We start from the raw sequence: 15,384 nt of genomic DNA, 5'->3' as shown, positions 1-15,384 counted from the left end.
ACAACGGAAGGAAACACCGTGGACAACGCCACGACCATTCTCGCCGAGATCAACGGCAACATCGGCACGGTCGGCTACGGCCTCGCCGCGATCGGCCCGGCCATCGGTGTCGGCATCGTCGTCGGCAAGACCATCGAGGGTGTTGCGCGCCAGCCCGAGCTGCAGGGACGTCTGACGGTCCTGATGTTCATCGGCATCGCGTTCACCGAGGCGCTGGCCTTCATCGGCATCGCCACGTTCTTCTTCATGGTCTGAGCCCTTGATGCTTTCATCTGCACTCCGCATGGCGGACGAGGAGCATCTGCCGAATCCGCTGCTCCCCGCCTTCTACGACATTCTCTGGTCGGCGGTCGTCTTCGTCGTCCTCCTGCTGATCTTCTGGAAGGTCGTCCTGCCTCGCATGCAGGCACTGCTCGACGAGCGGTCCGCTGCGATCGAGGGCGGCATCAAGAAGGCCGAGGAGGCGCAGGCGGAAGCCGCTGCCGCACTGGAGTCGTACAACACCCAGCTCGCGGAGGCCCGCGCCGAGGCTTCGGTCATCAAGGAGAAGGCTCGCGCCGACGCCTCCAAGATCGAGGCAGACCTCAAGGCACGTGCCACCGAGGACGCCGCGCGCATCACGGCGCAGGCGCAGCAGCGCATCGAGCAGGAGCGCCAGGCGGCGTTCTCCTCGCTGAAGTCCGAGGTCGGCACGCTCGCCCTCGACCTCAGCGAGAAGGTCGTCGGCGAGTCGATGGACGACTCGCGCTCCGCGGGCATCGTCGACCGCTTCCTCGCTGACCTCGAGCGTGAAGGGGCCAACCGCTAGTGGGCAGCGCGACCAGCCAGGCGCGAGCCGGCATCGACGAAGCGCTTCTGGCGCAGCCCCAGGCGGGGCTCGACGACGCACGGGAGCTCTTCCGAGCCTCGCGCGCCATCGAGCGCAGCCCACAGGTGCTCGCCTCGCTCGCCGACGCGGTCTCGACACCCGATTCGCGTGCGGCGCTCGCGCAGCGCGTGCTCGGGCAGCTCGGTGCACCGGCGGTCTCGATCGTCGCGCACCTGGCCCGCCAGCGCTGGTCGAGCGCTGCCGACATCCTCGCAGCCATCGACAGCGCGGGCATCCGCGTCGCCGTCCGGGCTGCGGGGGAGGCAGACGTCGCCGGCGAGATCGCATCGTTCCAGCGGATCGTGGCCTCCGACGCCGAGCTCGAGCTCGCGCTCGGCGGTCTGCGCGGCAGCGCCGATGACAAGGCGCGTCTCGTCGAGCGCCTGCTCGCCGGCCGGTCGAGCGAGGCCACAGCGGTGATCCTCGATCACCTCGTGCGCGCCCCGCGCGGTCGTCGCATCGGCCAGCTGGTGCGTGGCGCGGCGACGGAGGTGGCCTCGGCCGCCGGCCGCTCGCTCGCCACCGTCACCACGGCTCGCGAGATCCCCGCCGCACAGCTCGACCGACTCCGCGTCGGCCTCGAGAGCCAGTACGGCCGCTCGCTGCAGCTGCAGCAGATCGTCGACCCGGCAGTCCTTGGCGGACTCCGCGTCTCGATCGGCGACGACATCATCGACGGCACCGTCCGTTCCAAGTTCACCGACCTTCGCCTGCAGCTCGGCTAGGTCGAAAGCCCCGAAGAGGAAGACACATGTCAGAGCTCACCATCAGCCCCGACGAGATCAAGGGCGCCCTCGCCGACTTCGTCTCGTCCTACGAGGCTTCGACCTCGACGACGGCCGAGGTCGGCCACGTCATCGACGCCGCGGACGGCATCGCCCACGTCGAGGGCCTCCCCGGTGTCATGGCGAACGAGCTCGTCCGCTTCGCGGACGGCACGCTCGGCCTGGCGCAGAACCTCGACGAGGCCGAGATCGGCGTCGTCGTGCTCGGTGAGTTCGACGGCATCGTGGCCGGCATGGAGGTCACCCGCACGGGTGAGGTCCTCTCCGTCCCCGTCGGCGAGGGCTACCTCGGGCGCGTCGTCGACCCGCTCGGCGTCCCGATCGACGGTCTGGGCGACATCGCGACGAGCGGCCGCCGCGCCCTCGAGCTGCAGGCGCCCGGCGTGATGCAGCGCAAGTCGGTGCACGAGCCGCTCCAGACCGGCATCAAGGCGATCGACGCCATGATCCCCGTCGGCCGCGGTCAGCGCCAGCTGATCATCGGCGACCGCCAGACCGGCAAGACGGCACTGGCGATCGACACGATCATCAACCAGAAGGCCAACTGGGACTCGGGCGACGTCAACAAGCAGGTCCGCTGCATCTACGTCGCCGTCGGCCAGAAGGGCTCGACCATCGCCTCGGTGAAGGGCGCGCTCGAGGACGCCGGTGCGATGGAGTACACGACCATCGTCGCCTCGCCCGCCTCCGACCCGGCCGGCTTCAAGTACCTCGCTCCGTACACGGGCTCGGCCATCGGCCAGCACTGGATGTACGAGGGCAAGCACGTCCTGATCATCTTCGACGACCTGTCGAAGCAGGCAGAGGCCTACCGCGCCGTCTCGCTGCTGCTGCGCCGCCCGCCGGGCCGCGAGGCATACCCGGGCGACGTCTTCTACCTGCACTCGCGTCTGCTCGAGCGCTGCGCGAAGCTCTCGGATGAGCTCGGCGCCGGATCGATGACGGGTCTGCCGATCATCGAGACGAAGGCCAACGACGTCTCGGCCTACATCCCGACCAACGTGATCTCGATCACCGACGGCCAGATCTTCCTGCAGTCCGACCTGTTCAACGCCAACCAGCGCCCCGCTGTCGACGTCGGCATCTCGGTCTCGCGAGTCGGCGGCGACGCACAGGTGAAGTCGATCAAGTCGGTCTCCGGCACGCTCAAGCTCGAGCTCGCCCAGTACCGCTCGCTCGAGGCCTTCGCGATGTTCGCGTCCGACCTCGACGCCACCTCGCGCCGTCAGCTCGCCCGAGGCGCCCGTCTCACCGAGCTGCTGAAGCAGCCGCAGTACTCGCCGTACCCGGTGGAGGAGCAGGTCGTCTCGATCTGGGCCGGCACCAACGGCAAGTTCGACGACGTCGAGGTCAGCCAGGTGCTGCAGTTCGAGTCGGAGCTCCTCGAGCACCTGCGCAACAACAGCACGCTGCTCACCACGATCCGCGACGCCAGCAAGCTGGACGACGAGACGAAGGCTCAGCTCGAGTCCGAGGTCGACGCGTTCGCCGCCAACTGGCAGGGCAAGGCATCGTCCAGCATCACCGACCCGGGAACCGAGTCGAACAACCCGATGCTCGAGGATGTCAACCAGGAGCAGATCGTCAAGGGCCGTCGCTGATCGGTCGCTGAGGAGGCGAAATGGGAGCCCAGCTCCGGGTCTACACGCAGAAGATCAAGTCTGCGCAGTCGACCAAGAAGATCACGAAGGCGATGGAGCTCATCGCTGCATCGCGCATCCAGAAGGCGCTCGTGCGCGTCAAGGCGTCGAACCCCTACGCCAGGGCGCTCACGCGCGCCGTGAGCGCGGTGGCGACGTACTCGAACGAGGCGCACCCGCTCACGGTCGAGCGAGACGAGCTCAAGCGGGCGGCGATCGTCGTGCTGACGAGCGACCGCGGCCTGGCCGGCGCGTTCAACTCGCAGATCATCCGCGAGGTGGGCGAGCTGCGGGCGAAGCTCGAGTCCGAGGGCAAGGAGGTCGATCACTACCTGATCGGCAACAAGGCCGTCGGCTACTTCAAGTTCCGCCAGCGCCCCTACATCAAGGAGTGGACGGGCATCTCTGATGTCCCGACGCCCGAGGTCGCGCAGGAGATCGCGGAGGCCGTGCTCGAGGCGTATGTCTCAGAGCAGGTCGACGAGATCCACGTCGTCTACAACCGCTTCGTCAGCATGATGACGCAGGATCCGACGACGGTCCGGCTGCTGCCGCTCGAGATCGTGGAGGCGGAGGACGCCGGCACCGCCGAGCACCTCCCGCTGTACGAGTTCGAGCCCGAGCCCGCTCGCGTGCTCGACGCCCTGCTGCCGGTCTACGTCGAGAGCCGCATCTTCAATGCGCTGCTGCAATCGGCTGCTTCCAAGCAGGCCGCCACGCAGAAGGCGATGAAGTCGGCTTCCGACAATGCCGACAAGCTCATCACCGACTACACCCGCCTGCGCAACAACGCGCGTCAGGCCGAGATCACGACGCAGATCTCCGAGATCGTGGGCGGCGCGGACGCCCTCGCCTCGGCGAAGTAGCCACGAAAGGCAATCACCATGACCATCACTGACACCCCCGCTGCCTCGCAGACGCAGGCCGGCGTCGGTCGCGTCGCTCGCGTGACCGGGCCCGTCGTCGACATCGAGTTCCCGCACGACGCGATCCCAGGCATCTACAACGCACTCAAGACGACCGTCGACTTCGGCGACGGCACGCCGGCACAGGAGATCACGCTCGAGGTCGCTCAGCACCTCGGCGACGACCTCGTGCGCGCCATCGCGCTGAAGCCGACGGACGGCCTCGTCCGCGGCCAGGAGGTGCGCGACACCGGCGAGTCGATCACGGTTCCCGTCGGCGACATCACCAAGGGCAAGGTCTTCAACGTCATCGGTGAGGCCCTGAACCTCGCGGAGGGCGAGACCCTCGAGGTCTCCGAGCGCTGGGGCATCCACCGCAAGGCGCCCTCGTTCGACCAGCTCGAGTCGAAGACCGAGCTGTTCGAGACTGGCATCAAGTCGATCGACCTGCTGACGCCCTACGTGCTCGGCGGCAAGATCGGCCTGTTCGGCGGTGCCGGTGTCGGCAAGACCGTCCTCATCCAGGAGATGATCCAGCGCGTGGCGTCCGACCACGGCGGTGTCTCGGTGTTCGCCGGTGTCGGCGAGCGCACCCGTGAGGGCAACGACCTCATCCACGAGATGGAGGAGGCGGGCGTCTTCGACAAGACCGCCCTCGTCTTCGGCCAGATGGATGAGCCCCCGGGCACGCGCCTCCGCGTCGCGCTGAGCGCGCTGACGATGGCGGAGTACTTCCGCGACGTCCAGAAGCAGGACGTGCTGCTCTTCATCGACAACATCTTCCGCTTCACGCAGGCGGGCTCGGAGGTCTCGACGCTGCTCGGCCGCATGCCCAGCGCCGTCGGCTACCAGCCGAACCTCGCCGACGAGATGGGTGTGCTCCAGGAGCGCATCACGTCGACCCGCGGCCACTCGATCACCTCGCTGCAGGCCATCTACGTGCCCGCCGACGACTACACCGACCCGGCCCCGGCCACGACGTTCGCGCACCTCGACGCCACGACGGAGCTCTCGCGCGAGATCGCGTCGAAGGGCCTCTACCCGGCCATCGACCCGCTCACGTCGACCAGCCGCATCCTCGACCCCCGCTACCTGGGCGATGACCACTACCGCGTCGCCACGACGGTCAAGCAGATCCTCCAGAAGAACAAGGAGCTGCAGGAGATCATCGCCATCCTCGGTGTCGACGAGCTGTCCGAGGAGGACAAGATCGTCGTGAACCGCGCGCGTCGCATCCAGCAGTTCCTCTCGCAGAACACCTACATGGCGAAGAAGTTCACGGGTGTCGAGGGCTCCACGGTGCCGCTCAAGGAGACGATCGAGTCGTTCGACGCGATCGCCAAGGGCGAGTTCGACCACGTCGCCGAGCAGGCGTTCTTCAACGTCGGCGGCATCTCGGACGTCGAGGAGAAGTGGGCGCAGATCCAGAAGGACAACGGCTGATGGCTCTGACCGTCAGCATCGTCTCCGCTGCAGAAGAGGTGTGGTCGGGCGAGGCCTCGCAGGTCATCGCCAAGACCACCGAGGGCGAGATCGGCATCCTGCGGGGCCACGAGCCCGTGCTCGCGGTGCTCGCCGCGGAGGGTCAGGTGCGCGTCACCGACGCATCCGGCACCGTGCACACGGTCGAGGCCGCTGACGGCTTCCTCTCGGTCGACCACGACCGCGTCGAGATCGTCGCTCGGAACGCCAAGCTCGCGTGATCGTCCTGCTGCCGCCCAGCGAGACGAAGGCGGCAGGCGGGACAGGCGCCAGCCTCACGACGGCCAGGCCGGGTCTCCCTCAACTGGGATTCCCCGGCCTGGCCGTCGCCCGTTCCAGGGCACTGGCAGCGCTCGACCGCCTCGTCGCCGCGGGCCAGGATGTCTCGACGCCCGCGAAGGCCCGCGCCGCCGCCGACAACGCTGCAGTGCTGCACGCACCCACGATGCCGGCGATCGACCGCTACACGGGCGTGCTCTACGACGCGCTCGACGCGGCCTCGCTCGACGACGCCGCGCGCGCCTGGGTCGAGGCCCACGTCGTCATCCAGTCGGCCTTGCTCGGCTTCGTGCGCGCATCCGACCCCATCCCCTCCTACAAGGTGTCGGAGCACACGCGGCTGCCGGGGGAGCGGATGCGCGCGCTCTGGTCGGGCGCCGGTGCCGTCATCGAGGGCTTCGCGCTCGACCTGCGGTCGAAGGCCTACGCGAGCCTCGCGCCGGTCGCAGGAGCCGTGCCGGTCGAGATCGTCTCACCCGAGGGGAAGGCCCTCAACCACTGGAACAAGGCAGGCAAGGGCGCGCTCGTGCGCTCGCTCGCGCTGGCGGGGGCCGACGTCGATTCAGCGGATGCGCTGGTGTCGTGGGCGGCATCGGCCGACGTGCCGCTGACCCGCACCGACACGGGCATGCGCCTGGTGGTGCAGGACCCGAGGCTGGCTCCCGTGCGCTGAGCGCGGCGCGCCCTAGCATCGAGCTGTGCCCAACCGACCAGAGACGCTCGAGCGCATCCGCGCCGTCTTCGAGCCGCTGCCCATCAGGCTGCAGCCGATGTTCGGCGAGCAGGCGATCTATTGCGACGATCGCATCTTCGGCTTCGTCTGCGACGACATCCTGCTGCTGAAGCTCGTGCTGGAGGCGACCGAGCTCACCGAGCACCTGCCGCGCGGCGAGGCCTACCCGGGCTCGAAGCCCTATGGGATCGTCGACGACGATGCGCTCGACGACATCGACTGGCTGCACGAGGTGGCGCAGACGATCGCCGCGACGCAGCCGCACAAGCCTGCGAAGCAGCCCAAGCCGCGCAAGCCGCCGCAGTCGCGCCGCTAGCCTTGGCAGCATGACGCGCACTCTTGGCACCTCTGGCATCGAGGTCTCGCCCATCGGCCTCGGCTGCAACAACTTCGGACGCAGGGGCACCCGCACGGAGGATCAGTCGGGCACCGACGCGGTCATCCACGCGGCGATCGACCACGGCATCACGCTGTTCGACACCGCCGACATGTATGGCCAGCCGCCCACCACCTCCGAGACGCTCATGGGCGTCGCGCTCGCCAAGGCAGGCAGCACCGCCCGCGACAAGGTCGTGCTCGCCACGAAGTGGGGCCACCAGGGCGTCGAGATCGAAGGCGCGGAGGACTGGGGCCCGAAGGGTGCGCGGGGCTACATCCGCAACGCCGTCGAGGCATCGCTGCGCCGTCTGCAGACCGACCGCATCGAGCTGTACCAGCTGCACACCCCGGACCCCGAGACGCCGATCGAAGAGACCGTCCGCGCCCTCGACGAGCTCATGGCCGAGGGCAAGATCCGCGCGTACGGCCATTCCAACTTCACGCCGGATCAGATCGGCGCCGCCGCAGAGGTCGAATCGCCCAACGGCTTCGTCTCGGCCCAGGACGAGTACTCGCTCGTGGCTCGCGACGTCGAGAAGGAGGTGCTGCCTGCAGTGCTCGAGACCGGCATCGGCTTCCTGCCCTACTTCCCGCTCGGCAACGGCCTGCTCTCGGGCAAGTACTCCGGAGGCACGGGCCCGGCGGATGCGCGGCTCACCGCCTTGAAGCCGCAGCTGCTCGAGGGTGTCGACTGGGCGCGCATCGAGCAGTACGAGCGCATCGCCCGAGACGCAGGCCGCTCGATGCTCGAGACCACCTTCCAGTGGCTGCTCGCGCAGCCGGCGGTCTCGAGCGTCATCGCTGGCGCCACCCGCCCCGAGCAGGTCGTGCAGAACGCGGCGGCAGGGCAGGGCGCGCTCGACGCGGCCACGGTCCAAGAGATCTCGGACCTCTTCGCCTAGGGGTAGTCGGTGCCGTAGCGGTCGACGTACGACTGCACATCGCCAGCCCGCAGCGCCTCGCCCAGCTCGGCGCTGCGCGCGGCATCGACGACGTTGACGGATGCGCCGGCCCGACCGGTCGAGCCCTCGATCGGCGCCATCAGGCTGAGGATGTCGTCGCGCTGCAGCGTGCCGCTCAGCTCGGTCAGCGCCACCAGGTCGGCGACCTGCAGCTCGCCGGTGATGCGCAGCTGGGCCATGATGTGCACGAGCGCTGCGGTGAGAGCCGGCGGGTCCGCCGCCAGCTCGTCGAGCCGCTCGAGCAGCCCGATGATCGTCGCGCGCGTGCGCTCGGTGCGGTCGAGGTCGCCATAGGGCAGGCCGTAGCGCTGCCGCACGAACAGGATGCTCTCCTGGTCGACGAGATCGATGGGATCGGCCGTGAAGTCGTAGGCGATGCCCGTCTCGCTCACCTCTCCACGGGTGCTGTAGCGGGCGATGGCGGGCGTGGCGTTGTCGACCGTGACGCCGTCGACAGCCTCGATCAGCCCGACGAAGCCGTCGAATCCGGTCTGGAGCACGTAGTCGAACTCGAGCCCGCCGAGCAGCTCGGAGAGCGTCGCCTGCATGAGCTCGGCGCCGCCGCGCGCGAATGCTGCATTGATTTTCGACTCGCCGACGCCGGGGATCGTCACCCACGAGTCACGGGTGACGGAGATCAGGGCGAGCGTCTCGCGATCGGCCGAGAGCTGCACGATCACGATGGCGTCGGCATTGCCCTCGAAGCTGTCGGGCGTGCGGGAGTCGGTGCCGAGCAGCAGCGCGGTGACGGCGCCCTCGGGGAGTGGGCCCGCATCCGGGGCCGGCGTGGGCGTGGGTGTGGGTGTGGCCGCGGGTGTGGGTGTGGGTGCTGTCGTCGGTGTGCTCGTCGCGAGCGAGGCGGGCGACGGCGACGGCGACGACGGGGGAGGCGACGGGCTGCACCCGACGAGCGCGACCAGCACGACGGCCGGCACCGCGGCGCGGCGCATCCACGAGCCTGCTCCGGTCGCTGCACGCATCGCGACCTCCTGTCGCCCGCGCTCAGGCTAGCGGCGGAGGAGTGGTTTGGGAACAGTGTTGTGAATCATGCTTCGAGACGCGAGCGCCGCTGCCGTGAGCGCTCCAGACTCAATACCCCGTGCCGTGCTGCTCCACATAGGGGTGGATGTCGCCGGCGCGCAGCGCCTCGCCCAGGGCTGCCGTCTGTGCCTCGTCGACCACATTGACCGACTGGCCGCCCTGATTGCCGAAGCCGGTGATGGGCGACATCAGGCTCACGACGTCGTCGCGCTCGAGGTTCTGACTGAGCGACGCGAGCGCGATCATGTCGTCGATCGAGAGCTCGCCGGTGATCTTCAGCCGTTCGGCGAAGTGGCCGAAGACGTTCACGAGCTCCGCCGGGTTCTCGGTCGCGATCTCGTCGATGCGCTCGAGCATGCCAGCCACCGCGGCGCGCTGTCGCTCGGCACGGTCGAGGTCGCCCTGCGGCAGCCCCTTGCGCTGGCGCACGTAGATGAGGCCGTCGGTGCCCGAGAGGTGCACCGAGTCTGCCGTGAAGTCGAGCACGCGACCGGTGCTGTTGACCGTCACCTGCGTCGGGTGCTGGTTGGCGGCGTCGAAGCCGTCGAGCGCGCGCGTCATGGCGATGAAGCCCTCGAAGTCGGCCTGCACGACGTAGTCGATCTCGAGGCCGCCGTACATCGCCGAGATGGTGTCGACCATGACGGAGGTGCCGCCGCGCGCGAACGCCGAGTTGATCTTCCCCGCGCCGTAGCCGGGGATCGACACCCAGGAGTCGCGGGTGATCGAGACGAGCGAGAGCGTCTCGCGGTCGGCGGAGATCTGCGCGAGCATGATCGCGTCTGCCTGCCCGGTCATGCTGCCGGGCGTGCGGGAGTCGGTGCCGAGCAGCAGCGCCGTCACGGCGCCCTCCGGCAGCGGGTCGGCCGGGGCCGTCGGCGTCGGGGTCGGCGTCGCCGTCGGGGATGGCGCAGCCGCGGTCGGGGTGGACGTGGCGGTCGGCGTGGGCTCGCTCTGCGGCCCGCAGCCGGTGATCGCCAGCGCGGCCACCACCGCCAGCGCCGTGAACCGCGCCGTGCGCGTCCTGCTTCGCTTCCCTGCCTGCATCCCTGGCGACCCTTCGTCGGCGTACCCGACGAGGCTAGCGGCACCCGGTGGCGCCGTCCTGGGTCAGCGCAGCGCGGCGTAGCCCTGCTCGCCCCGCGGGTTCGCCGCCGCACGGATCGTCCCGTCGGGCTCGCGCGACGCGAACGAGAGGCGTCCCAGCGACCACGGCCCCGCATCCGTCACGACGTGACCGCGACGGCGCAGCTCGGCGATCGTCGCCTCGCCCAGTCGCGACTCCACGTGCAGGCCGCCCGGCTCCCACACGCGCGGCTCGAACGACGAGACGAGGTGCGTGGTGTGCCAGGCGGGCGCATCGATCGCCGCCTGCGGCGTGAGCCCGAGCACGCGCATCCCCAGCAGCATCGAGACCTGCCACTGATCCTGCTGGTCGCCGCCGGGCGTGCCGAGCGCGGCGACCGCGCCGTCATCGTCGACGAGCATCGTCGGAGACAGGGTGGTGCGGGGGCGGATGCGCGGGGCGAGGCTCGTGGGCAGCCCCGGTTCCAGCCACAGCATCTGGGCACGCGTGCCGAGGCAGAAGCCGAGCTCGGCGATCGTCGGGCTCGACTGCAGCCAGCCGCCGGAGGGCGTCGCAGAGATCACGCACCCGAAGCGGTCGACGACGTCGATGTGGCACGTGTCGCCGCGAGTGGGCTCGCCCGTGCCTTCGGGCCGCGCCGCGTCGCCGGCGGCCTCGACGCGCGCGAGCCGAGGCTCGCCGCGCAGGGCGCCAGGCCGCAACTCGAGCGAGGCCGACTCGCCGATGAGCGCGCGCCGCTCTGCGAGATAGTCGGATGCGAGCAGTCGCGAGAGATCTGCGCCGTCGCCGAACCAGGCGTCGCGGTCTGCGAAGGCCAGTTTCGCCGCCTCTGCCGCGGCGTGCACGAGGTCGGCGTCGAACGCATCCGCCCTCGACGGCAGCAGCGGCTCGAGCATCGCGAGCTGGGCGAGCAGCGCCGGGCCCTGCGACCACGCGCCCGCCTTGTGCACGGTGGTGCCGCGCCACGGCATCGAGAGCGTGTCCTCCCAGGTGGGGCGCCAGGCGGCGAGGTCGTCGCCGGTGAGCAGCCCGGCGTGCGCGGTGCCGGAGGAGTCCATCGCCGGCTCGCGGCTGTGCCGGTCGATCGCCTCGGCGACGAAGCCCTCGCTCCAGGCGGCGATGGCGGCGTCGCAGGCGGCCTCGCGCGGTCTGCCGCTGCCGGCGTCGGCGAGCCGTCGATAGGTCTCGGCGAGTGCCGGGTTGCGGATGATCGCCCAGTCCTCCGGCGCGGGGTCTGCCCAGAGCGCCGCGGAGGAGGGCCAGTGCTCGCGGAAGAAGTCGGCACGGCCCGCGATGGTGCGGGCGACGCGCGGCAGCACGCGATGGCCGCGGTCGGCGAGCTCGATCGCGAACGCCAGCACCTCGGCGGGCGCCCACGTGCCGTGATCGCGCAGCAGCGTGAGCCAGGCGGGCACGGCGCCCGGCACGACCGCCGCGAGCAGCCCGGTGCCGGGGATGTGCTCGACGCCCTCCGCGCGCATCCGCTCGATCGTGGCGGTCGCGGGCGTGACGCCCTGGCCGCTGAGCACGCGCGGCTCGGTGCCTGGCACGCGCACGATGAGCGGCAGGTCGCCGCCGGGGCCGTTGAGGTGCGGCTCGACCACGTGCAGCACGAAGCCGGCGGCGACGGCCGCGTCGGCGGCGTTGCCACCGCGCTCCAGCACCGCCATGCCGCTCGAGGAGGCGAGCCAGTGCGTGGAGGCGACAGCGCCGAACGATCCTGTGAGCTCTGGCCGCGTGCGCATCATGCCGCCACGCTATCGAGGCGGCCGGCCGCCCGCGCCATCCTCGCTGCACAACGCAAGCCCTGCGGGCGAGTGCGGGGCCTGATCGTGCCCGCAGCGGCCCTCCGCCGCGGTGTGCTGCCGGCGGGCTTGCGTTGTGCGCGGTGCGGTCAGGGCAGTCGCTCAGCGCGCGGCGCGCTGGGCCGAGCGTGCCGGATCGAGGTCGAGGCGGCGGAGCAGCTGCGCGTTGAGCGCCACGACCACGGTCGAGATCGACATGAGCACCGCGCCCACCGACATCGGCAGCACGAAGCCGATCGGCGCCAGCACGCCGGCCGCGAGCGGCACCGACAGCAGGTTGTAGCCCGCCGCCCACCACAGGTTCTGCACCATCTTCCTGGCGCTCGCGCGCGAGAGCTGCACGACCGACACGACGCTGCGCGGGTCGGAGCTCGCCAGGATCACATCGGCGGAGGCGATCGCCACATCCGTGCCCGCTCCGATCGCGAGCCCCACGTCGGCACGCGCGAGCGCCGGCGCATCGTTCACGCCGTCGCCGACGAATGCGACCGTGCGGCCCTCGCTCTGCAGCCGCGCGACCTCGCGCTCCTTGTGCTCCGGTCGCACATTCGCGGCCACCCGATCGATGCCGAGCTCGCGTGCGACCGACTGCGCGACAGCCTCGGCGTCGCCCGTGATCATCGCGACCTCGATGCCGAGCCGGTGCAGCGCATCCACAGCCTGCTTCGACTCCGCACGGACGGCATCCGCCAGCCGCAGGGCCCCCGCGACGGTGCCGTCGATGACGACGTGCAGGATGATGGCGCCCTCAGCGCGCCAGGGCTCGACCTCGGCGAGCTCGCTCGCGCCCTCCTCCTCGAGCATGTGCGGCCCGCCGACCCGCACGCGCAGGCCGTCGACCGTCGCGGTGACGCCGACCGCCGGGGAGGAGGTGAAGTCGGATGCGTCCGGCACGGAGAGTTCGGCGGCCTCGGCCGCGCGCACGATCGCCTTCGCGAGCGGGTGCTCGCTGGCCGCCTCGGCCGCAGCCGCGAGGGCGAGCATGCGGTCGGCCTCGATGCCGCCGTCGACGGCGACGTGCTCGAGGACGGCGGGCTCGCCGGCAGTCAGCGTGCCCGTCTTGTCGAACAGCACCACGTCGACCGTGCGCATCGTCTCGAGGGCGACGCGGTCGGCGATGAGCACGCCGCCGCGGGCCGCGCGCTCGGTGGCGATCGAGACCACGAGCGGGATCGCGAGGCCCAGCGCGTGGGGGCAGGCGATCACGAGCACCGTCACGGCGCGCACGACCGCGTCGTCCGGTAGGCCGACGATCGACCAGATGATCGCGGTGATCGCCGCCGCGCCGAGCGCGAACCAGAACAGCCAGCCGGCAGCGCGGTCGGCAAGGCGCTGCGCCTTCGAGGTGGAGGCCTGTGCCTCTGCCACGAGGCGGCGGATGCCGGCGAGCGTGGTCTCCTCGCCCACGGCATCGATGCGCAGGCGAACGCCGGAGTCGGTCGCCACCGTGCCGGCGACGACGCGATCGCCCGCGCTGCGCGCGACCGGGCGCGACTCGCCCGTGATCATCGACTCGTCGAAGCTCGCGCTGCCCTCGACGACGACGCCGTCTGCGGGAACGCGACCGCCGGGGCGCACGACGACCGTGTCGCCGAGCCGCAGCGCCTCGGGGGAGACGCGCTCGGTGCCGCCGTCGACGACGCGCTCGGCCTCGTCGGGCAGCAGCGCGGCGAGCGAGTCGAGCGCCGAGGAGGTCTGGGCGAGCGAGCGCATCTCGATCCAGTGGCCCAGCAGCATGATGACGACCAGCAGCGCCAGCTCCCACCAGAAGTCGAGCTGGTGGTCGGCGAGCCCGAGCGATGAGGCCCAGGACGCGACGAACGCCACCGTGATCGCGAGCGCGATGAGCAGCATCATGCCGGGCTTCCGCGCCCGCAGCTCGTCGACGGCGCCGGTGAGGAACGGCCTGCCGCCCACGACGAACATCACGGTGCCGAGCACGGGGGAGACCCACGGCAGCCACGGCCAGTCGGGCAGCGCGTAGCCGACGATCATCGAGAACATGCCGCTCAGCAGCACCGTCGGCACCGCGAGGGCGAGCATCCACCAGAAGAGCCCGCGGAAGATCGCGACGTGGTCGCCGTGGTCGCCGTGGCCGCCATGGCCGCCGTTGCCGTGGTCGCCGTGCGAAGCCGTAGGCGCGGATGCGTCGTGCGGCACACGAGCGTCGTGGTGCGCGTGCGCGTCGTGGTCGGTGGCGTGCTCCATGGCTCGAACATATACCCCCTAGGGGTATGCAGCAAGGTGCGAGTCCGCGTGCGTCGGGGACCCCTGCGAAGTCCGCCATCCACAGCGGCGCGAATCATGGCGACGCGCAACAGCGCGATGCCGCACAGTGCGCTCATGGAGACCGTCACGATCCGCACACCCCAATCCCTGCTCAGGCTGCTGCCCCGACTCGTCGGCGAGACCGGTGCGCCGTCGCTCGTGGTGCTGCCGTTCTCCGGCGGCCGCTCCGGCATGCCGATGGTGCTCGACCTGCCGGATCGCCGCGGCTGCGCGGCTGCCGCCCAGGCGATCCGTGCCGGTGCGCTCGGCGCCGACGCCGTCGTGCTCATCGCCTGCCTGCGGGATCCGCTCGCCACCGGCCCGTTGCCGCTGCGCACCGAGCTCGTGCGGGTCGCTGAACGGCTCGAACGCTGGCGCATCCGCACGCTCGAGCTGTTGGCCCTCGCGCCCGATGCGTGGGGCGACTACGCGCATCCCGATGCCGCGCGCGGCCCGCTCGCGGAGCTCGACCTGCTCGAGGACCCTGCGCCCGACGCGCCGGAGCCCGCGCCGATCCCCGGGGTGCCGGAGGGCGTCGACAGCGCGGGCGCCGCGGCCGTGGCGCGCTGGCTCGAGCAGCTCGAGCCCGGCGACATCGGCGCGGCCGGGGCCGACCCCGTCGCCGCGCTCGAGCTCGCCGTCGCGCTCGCCCCCAAGCTCACCGATGGGCCGGGCGCCGTCGGCGACGCTCCCGCGCGCGCCGCGGCGCTCGCGATCGCGCTCGTCGGCAGCCCGGCCGTGCGCGACCTCGCGATCGAGCTGGCCATCGACGGGCCGGAGGCCGCCGCGACCACGCTCGCCGCCATCGATGATGACGACGCGCTGGCCGGCGACACGGCCGCCCATCGCTTCATGGGGGTCGGTCCGACACCGGATGCCGAGCGGCTCCACGACCGTCTCCGCCGCTGGAGCACGATCGCCGAGGCCACGCCGCTCGAGGCGCGTGCACCGCTGCTCGTGATCGCCGGCTTCCTCCACTTCTTCGTGGGCCGCGGCCGCACCGCCGGCCGCTGCGCGGAGCTCGCGATGGCGATCGACCCCGCGCTCTCGATGGCCCCGCTGCTGCGCGACATCGTCGATGCGAAGGGTGCTCCCGACTGGGTGCTGCGGTCGGGAGGCGACGCCCAGCTCGGGCGTTGAAGGGCGTGGTG

15 protein-coding genes are annotated in these 15,384 nt (G+C 70.9%); 11 read left to right on the top strand and 4 right to left on the bottom strand.

The features are described 5' to 3' along the window. Positions 1-18 precede the first annotated feature (18 nt). Genes atpE through MKD51_RS12160 form a run of 10 tightly spaced genes read left to right on the top strand, consistent with a single transcriptional unit; the run spans position 19 to position 7,972 of the window. Positions 19-255 (top strand): ATP synthase F0 subunit C, encoded by a 237-nt coding sequence (atpE, locus tag MKD51_RS12205; protein ID WP_092667153.1) that lies wholly within the window; start codon positions 19-21, stop codon positions 253-255. Positions 256-262: 7 nt separating this feature from the next. Next, on the top strand, positions 263-808 hold the full coding sequence (locus MKD51_RS12200; protein WP_240240572.1) for a F0F1 ATP synthase subunit B: 546 nt from the start codon (positions 263-265) through the stop codon (positions 806-808). Then, positions 808-1,593 carry a F0F1 ATP synthase subunit delta gene (locus MKD51_RS12195; protein WP_240240571.1) on the top strand — a complete coding sequence of 262 codons (786 nt, stop codon included), beginning with the start codon at positions 808-810 and terminating at the stop codon, positions 1,591-1,593. Before MKD51_RS12200 ends, MKD51_RS12195 begins: the two co-directional genes overlap by 1 nt. 26 nt (positions 1,594-1,619) lie before the next feature. Further along, complete coding sequence (gene atpA / locus MKD51_RS12190) at positions 1,620-3,254, top strand: F0F1 ATP synthase subunit alpha (protein WP_240240570.1); 1,635 nt, start codon at positions 1,620-1,622, stop codon at positions 3,252-3,254. Between the two features lie 20 nt (positions 3,255-3,274). Further along, positions 3,275-4,159, top strand: coding sequence for a F0F1 ATP synthase subunit gamma (locus tag MKD51_RS12185; protein WP_240240569.1), 885 nt, complete (start codon positions 3,275-3,277; stop codon positions 4,157-4,159). Between the two features lie 18 nt (positions 4,160-4,177). Further along, positions 4,178-5,641 carry a F0F1 ATP synthase subunit beta gene (gene atpD / locus MKD51_RS12180; protein WP_240240568.1) on the top strand — a complete coding sequence of 488 codons (1,464 nt, stop codon included), beginning with the start codon at positions 4,178-4,180 and terminating at the stop codon, positions 5,639-5,641. Further along, entirely contained in the window at positions 5,641-5,901 is a 261-nt protein-coding gene (locus MKD51_RS12175) for a F0F1 ATP synthase subunit epsilon (RefSeq protein ID WP_240240567.1), read from the top strand. Before atpD ends, MKD51_RS12175 begins: the two co-directional genes overlap by 1 nt. Further along, complete coding sequence (gene yaaA, locus MKD51_RS12170) at positions 5,898-6,632, top strand: peroxide stress protein YaaA (protein ID WP_240240566.1); 735 nt, start codon at positions 5,898-5,900, stop codon at positions 6,630-6,632. The genes MKD51_RS12175 and yaaA overlap by 4 nt, the downstream gene beginning before the upstream one ends. Positions 6,633-6,657: 25 nt before the next feature. After that, entirely contained in the window at positions 6,658-7,008 is a 351-nt protein-coding gene (locus MKD51_RS12165; protein ID WP_240240565.1) for a TfoX/Sxy family protein, read from the top strand. 10 nt (positions 7,009-7,018) lie between these two features. Continuing rightward, positions 7,019-7,972 (top strand): aldo/keto reductase, encoded by a 954-nt coding sequence (locus tag MKD51_RS12160; protein WP_240240564.1) that lies wholly within the window; start codon positions 7,019-7,021, stop codon positions 7,970-7,972. On the opposite strand, the gene MKD51_RS12155 is transcribed toward MKD51_RS12160, so the two are convergent. The 4 genes from MKD51_RS12155 to MKD51_RS12140 all read right to left on the bottom strand — a co-directional run bounded on the left by MKD51_RS12155 (position 7,969) and on the right by MKD51_RS12140 (position 14,173). After that, the gene (locus tag MKD51_RS12155; protein WP_240240563.1) at positions 7,969-9,012 is read right to left on the bottom strand and encodes an LCP family protein; all 1,044 of its coding nucleotides are present in this window, start codon (positions 9,010-9,012) and stop codon (positions 7,969-7,971) included. The genes MKD51_RS12160 and MKD51_RS12155 overlap by 4 nt on opposite strands. A gap of 109 nt (positions 9,013-9,121) precedes the next feature. Then, on the bottom strand, positions 9,122-10,120 hold the full coding sequence (locus tag MKD51_RS12150) for an LCP family protein (RefSeq protein ID WP_240240562.1): 999 nt from the start codon (positions 10,118-10,120) through the stop codon (positions 9,122-9,124). A 63-nt stretch (positions 10,121-10,183) separates the two neighbouring features. Beyond that, entirely contained in the window at positions 10,184-11,908 is a 1,725-nt protein-coding gene (locus MKD51_RS12145; RefSeq protein ID WP_240240561.1) for a gamma-glutamyltransferase, read from the bottom strand. 159 nt (positions 11,909-12,067) lie between these two features. Then, a complete protein-coding gene (locus MKD51_RS12140) occupies positions 12,068-14,173 on the bottom strand; it encodes a heavy metal translocating P-type ATPase (RefSeq protein ID WP_240240560.1) in 2,106 nt (701 codons plus the stop codon). 96 nt (positions 14,174-14,269) lie between these two features. On the opposite strand from MKD51_RS12140, the gene MKD51_RS12135 reads away from it, so the two are divergent. Beyond that, positions 14,270-15,373, top strand: a complete 1,104-nt coding sequence (locus MKD51_RS12135; RefSeq protein WP_240240559.1) for a hypothetical protein — start codon at positions 14,270-14,272, stop codon at positions 15,371-15,373. Positions 15,374-15,384: the final 11 nt, after the last annotated feature.

Source organism: Agrococcus sp. ARC_14 (genome assembly GCF_022436485.1).
Taxonomy (GTDB): domain Bacteria; phylum Actinomycetota; class Actinomycetes; order Actinomycetales; family Microbacteriaceae; genus Agrococcus.
Note: the sequence above shows the minus strand (reverse complement) of the source record. Positions and strands in the feature narration are given on the sequence as shown.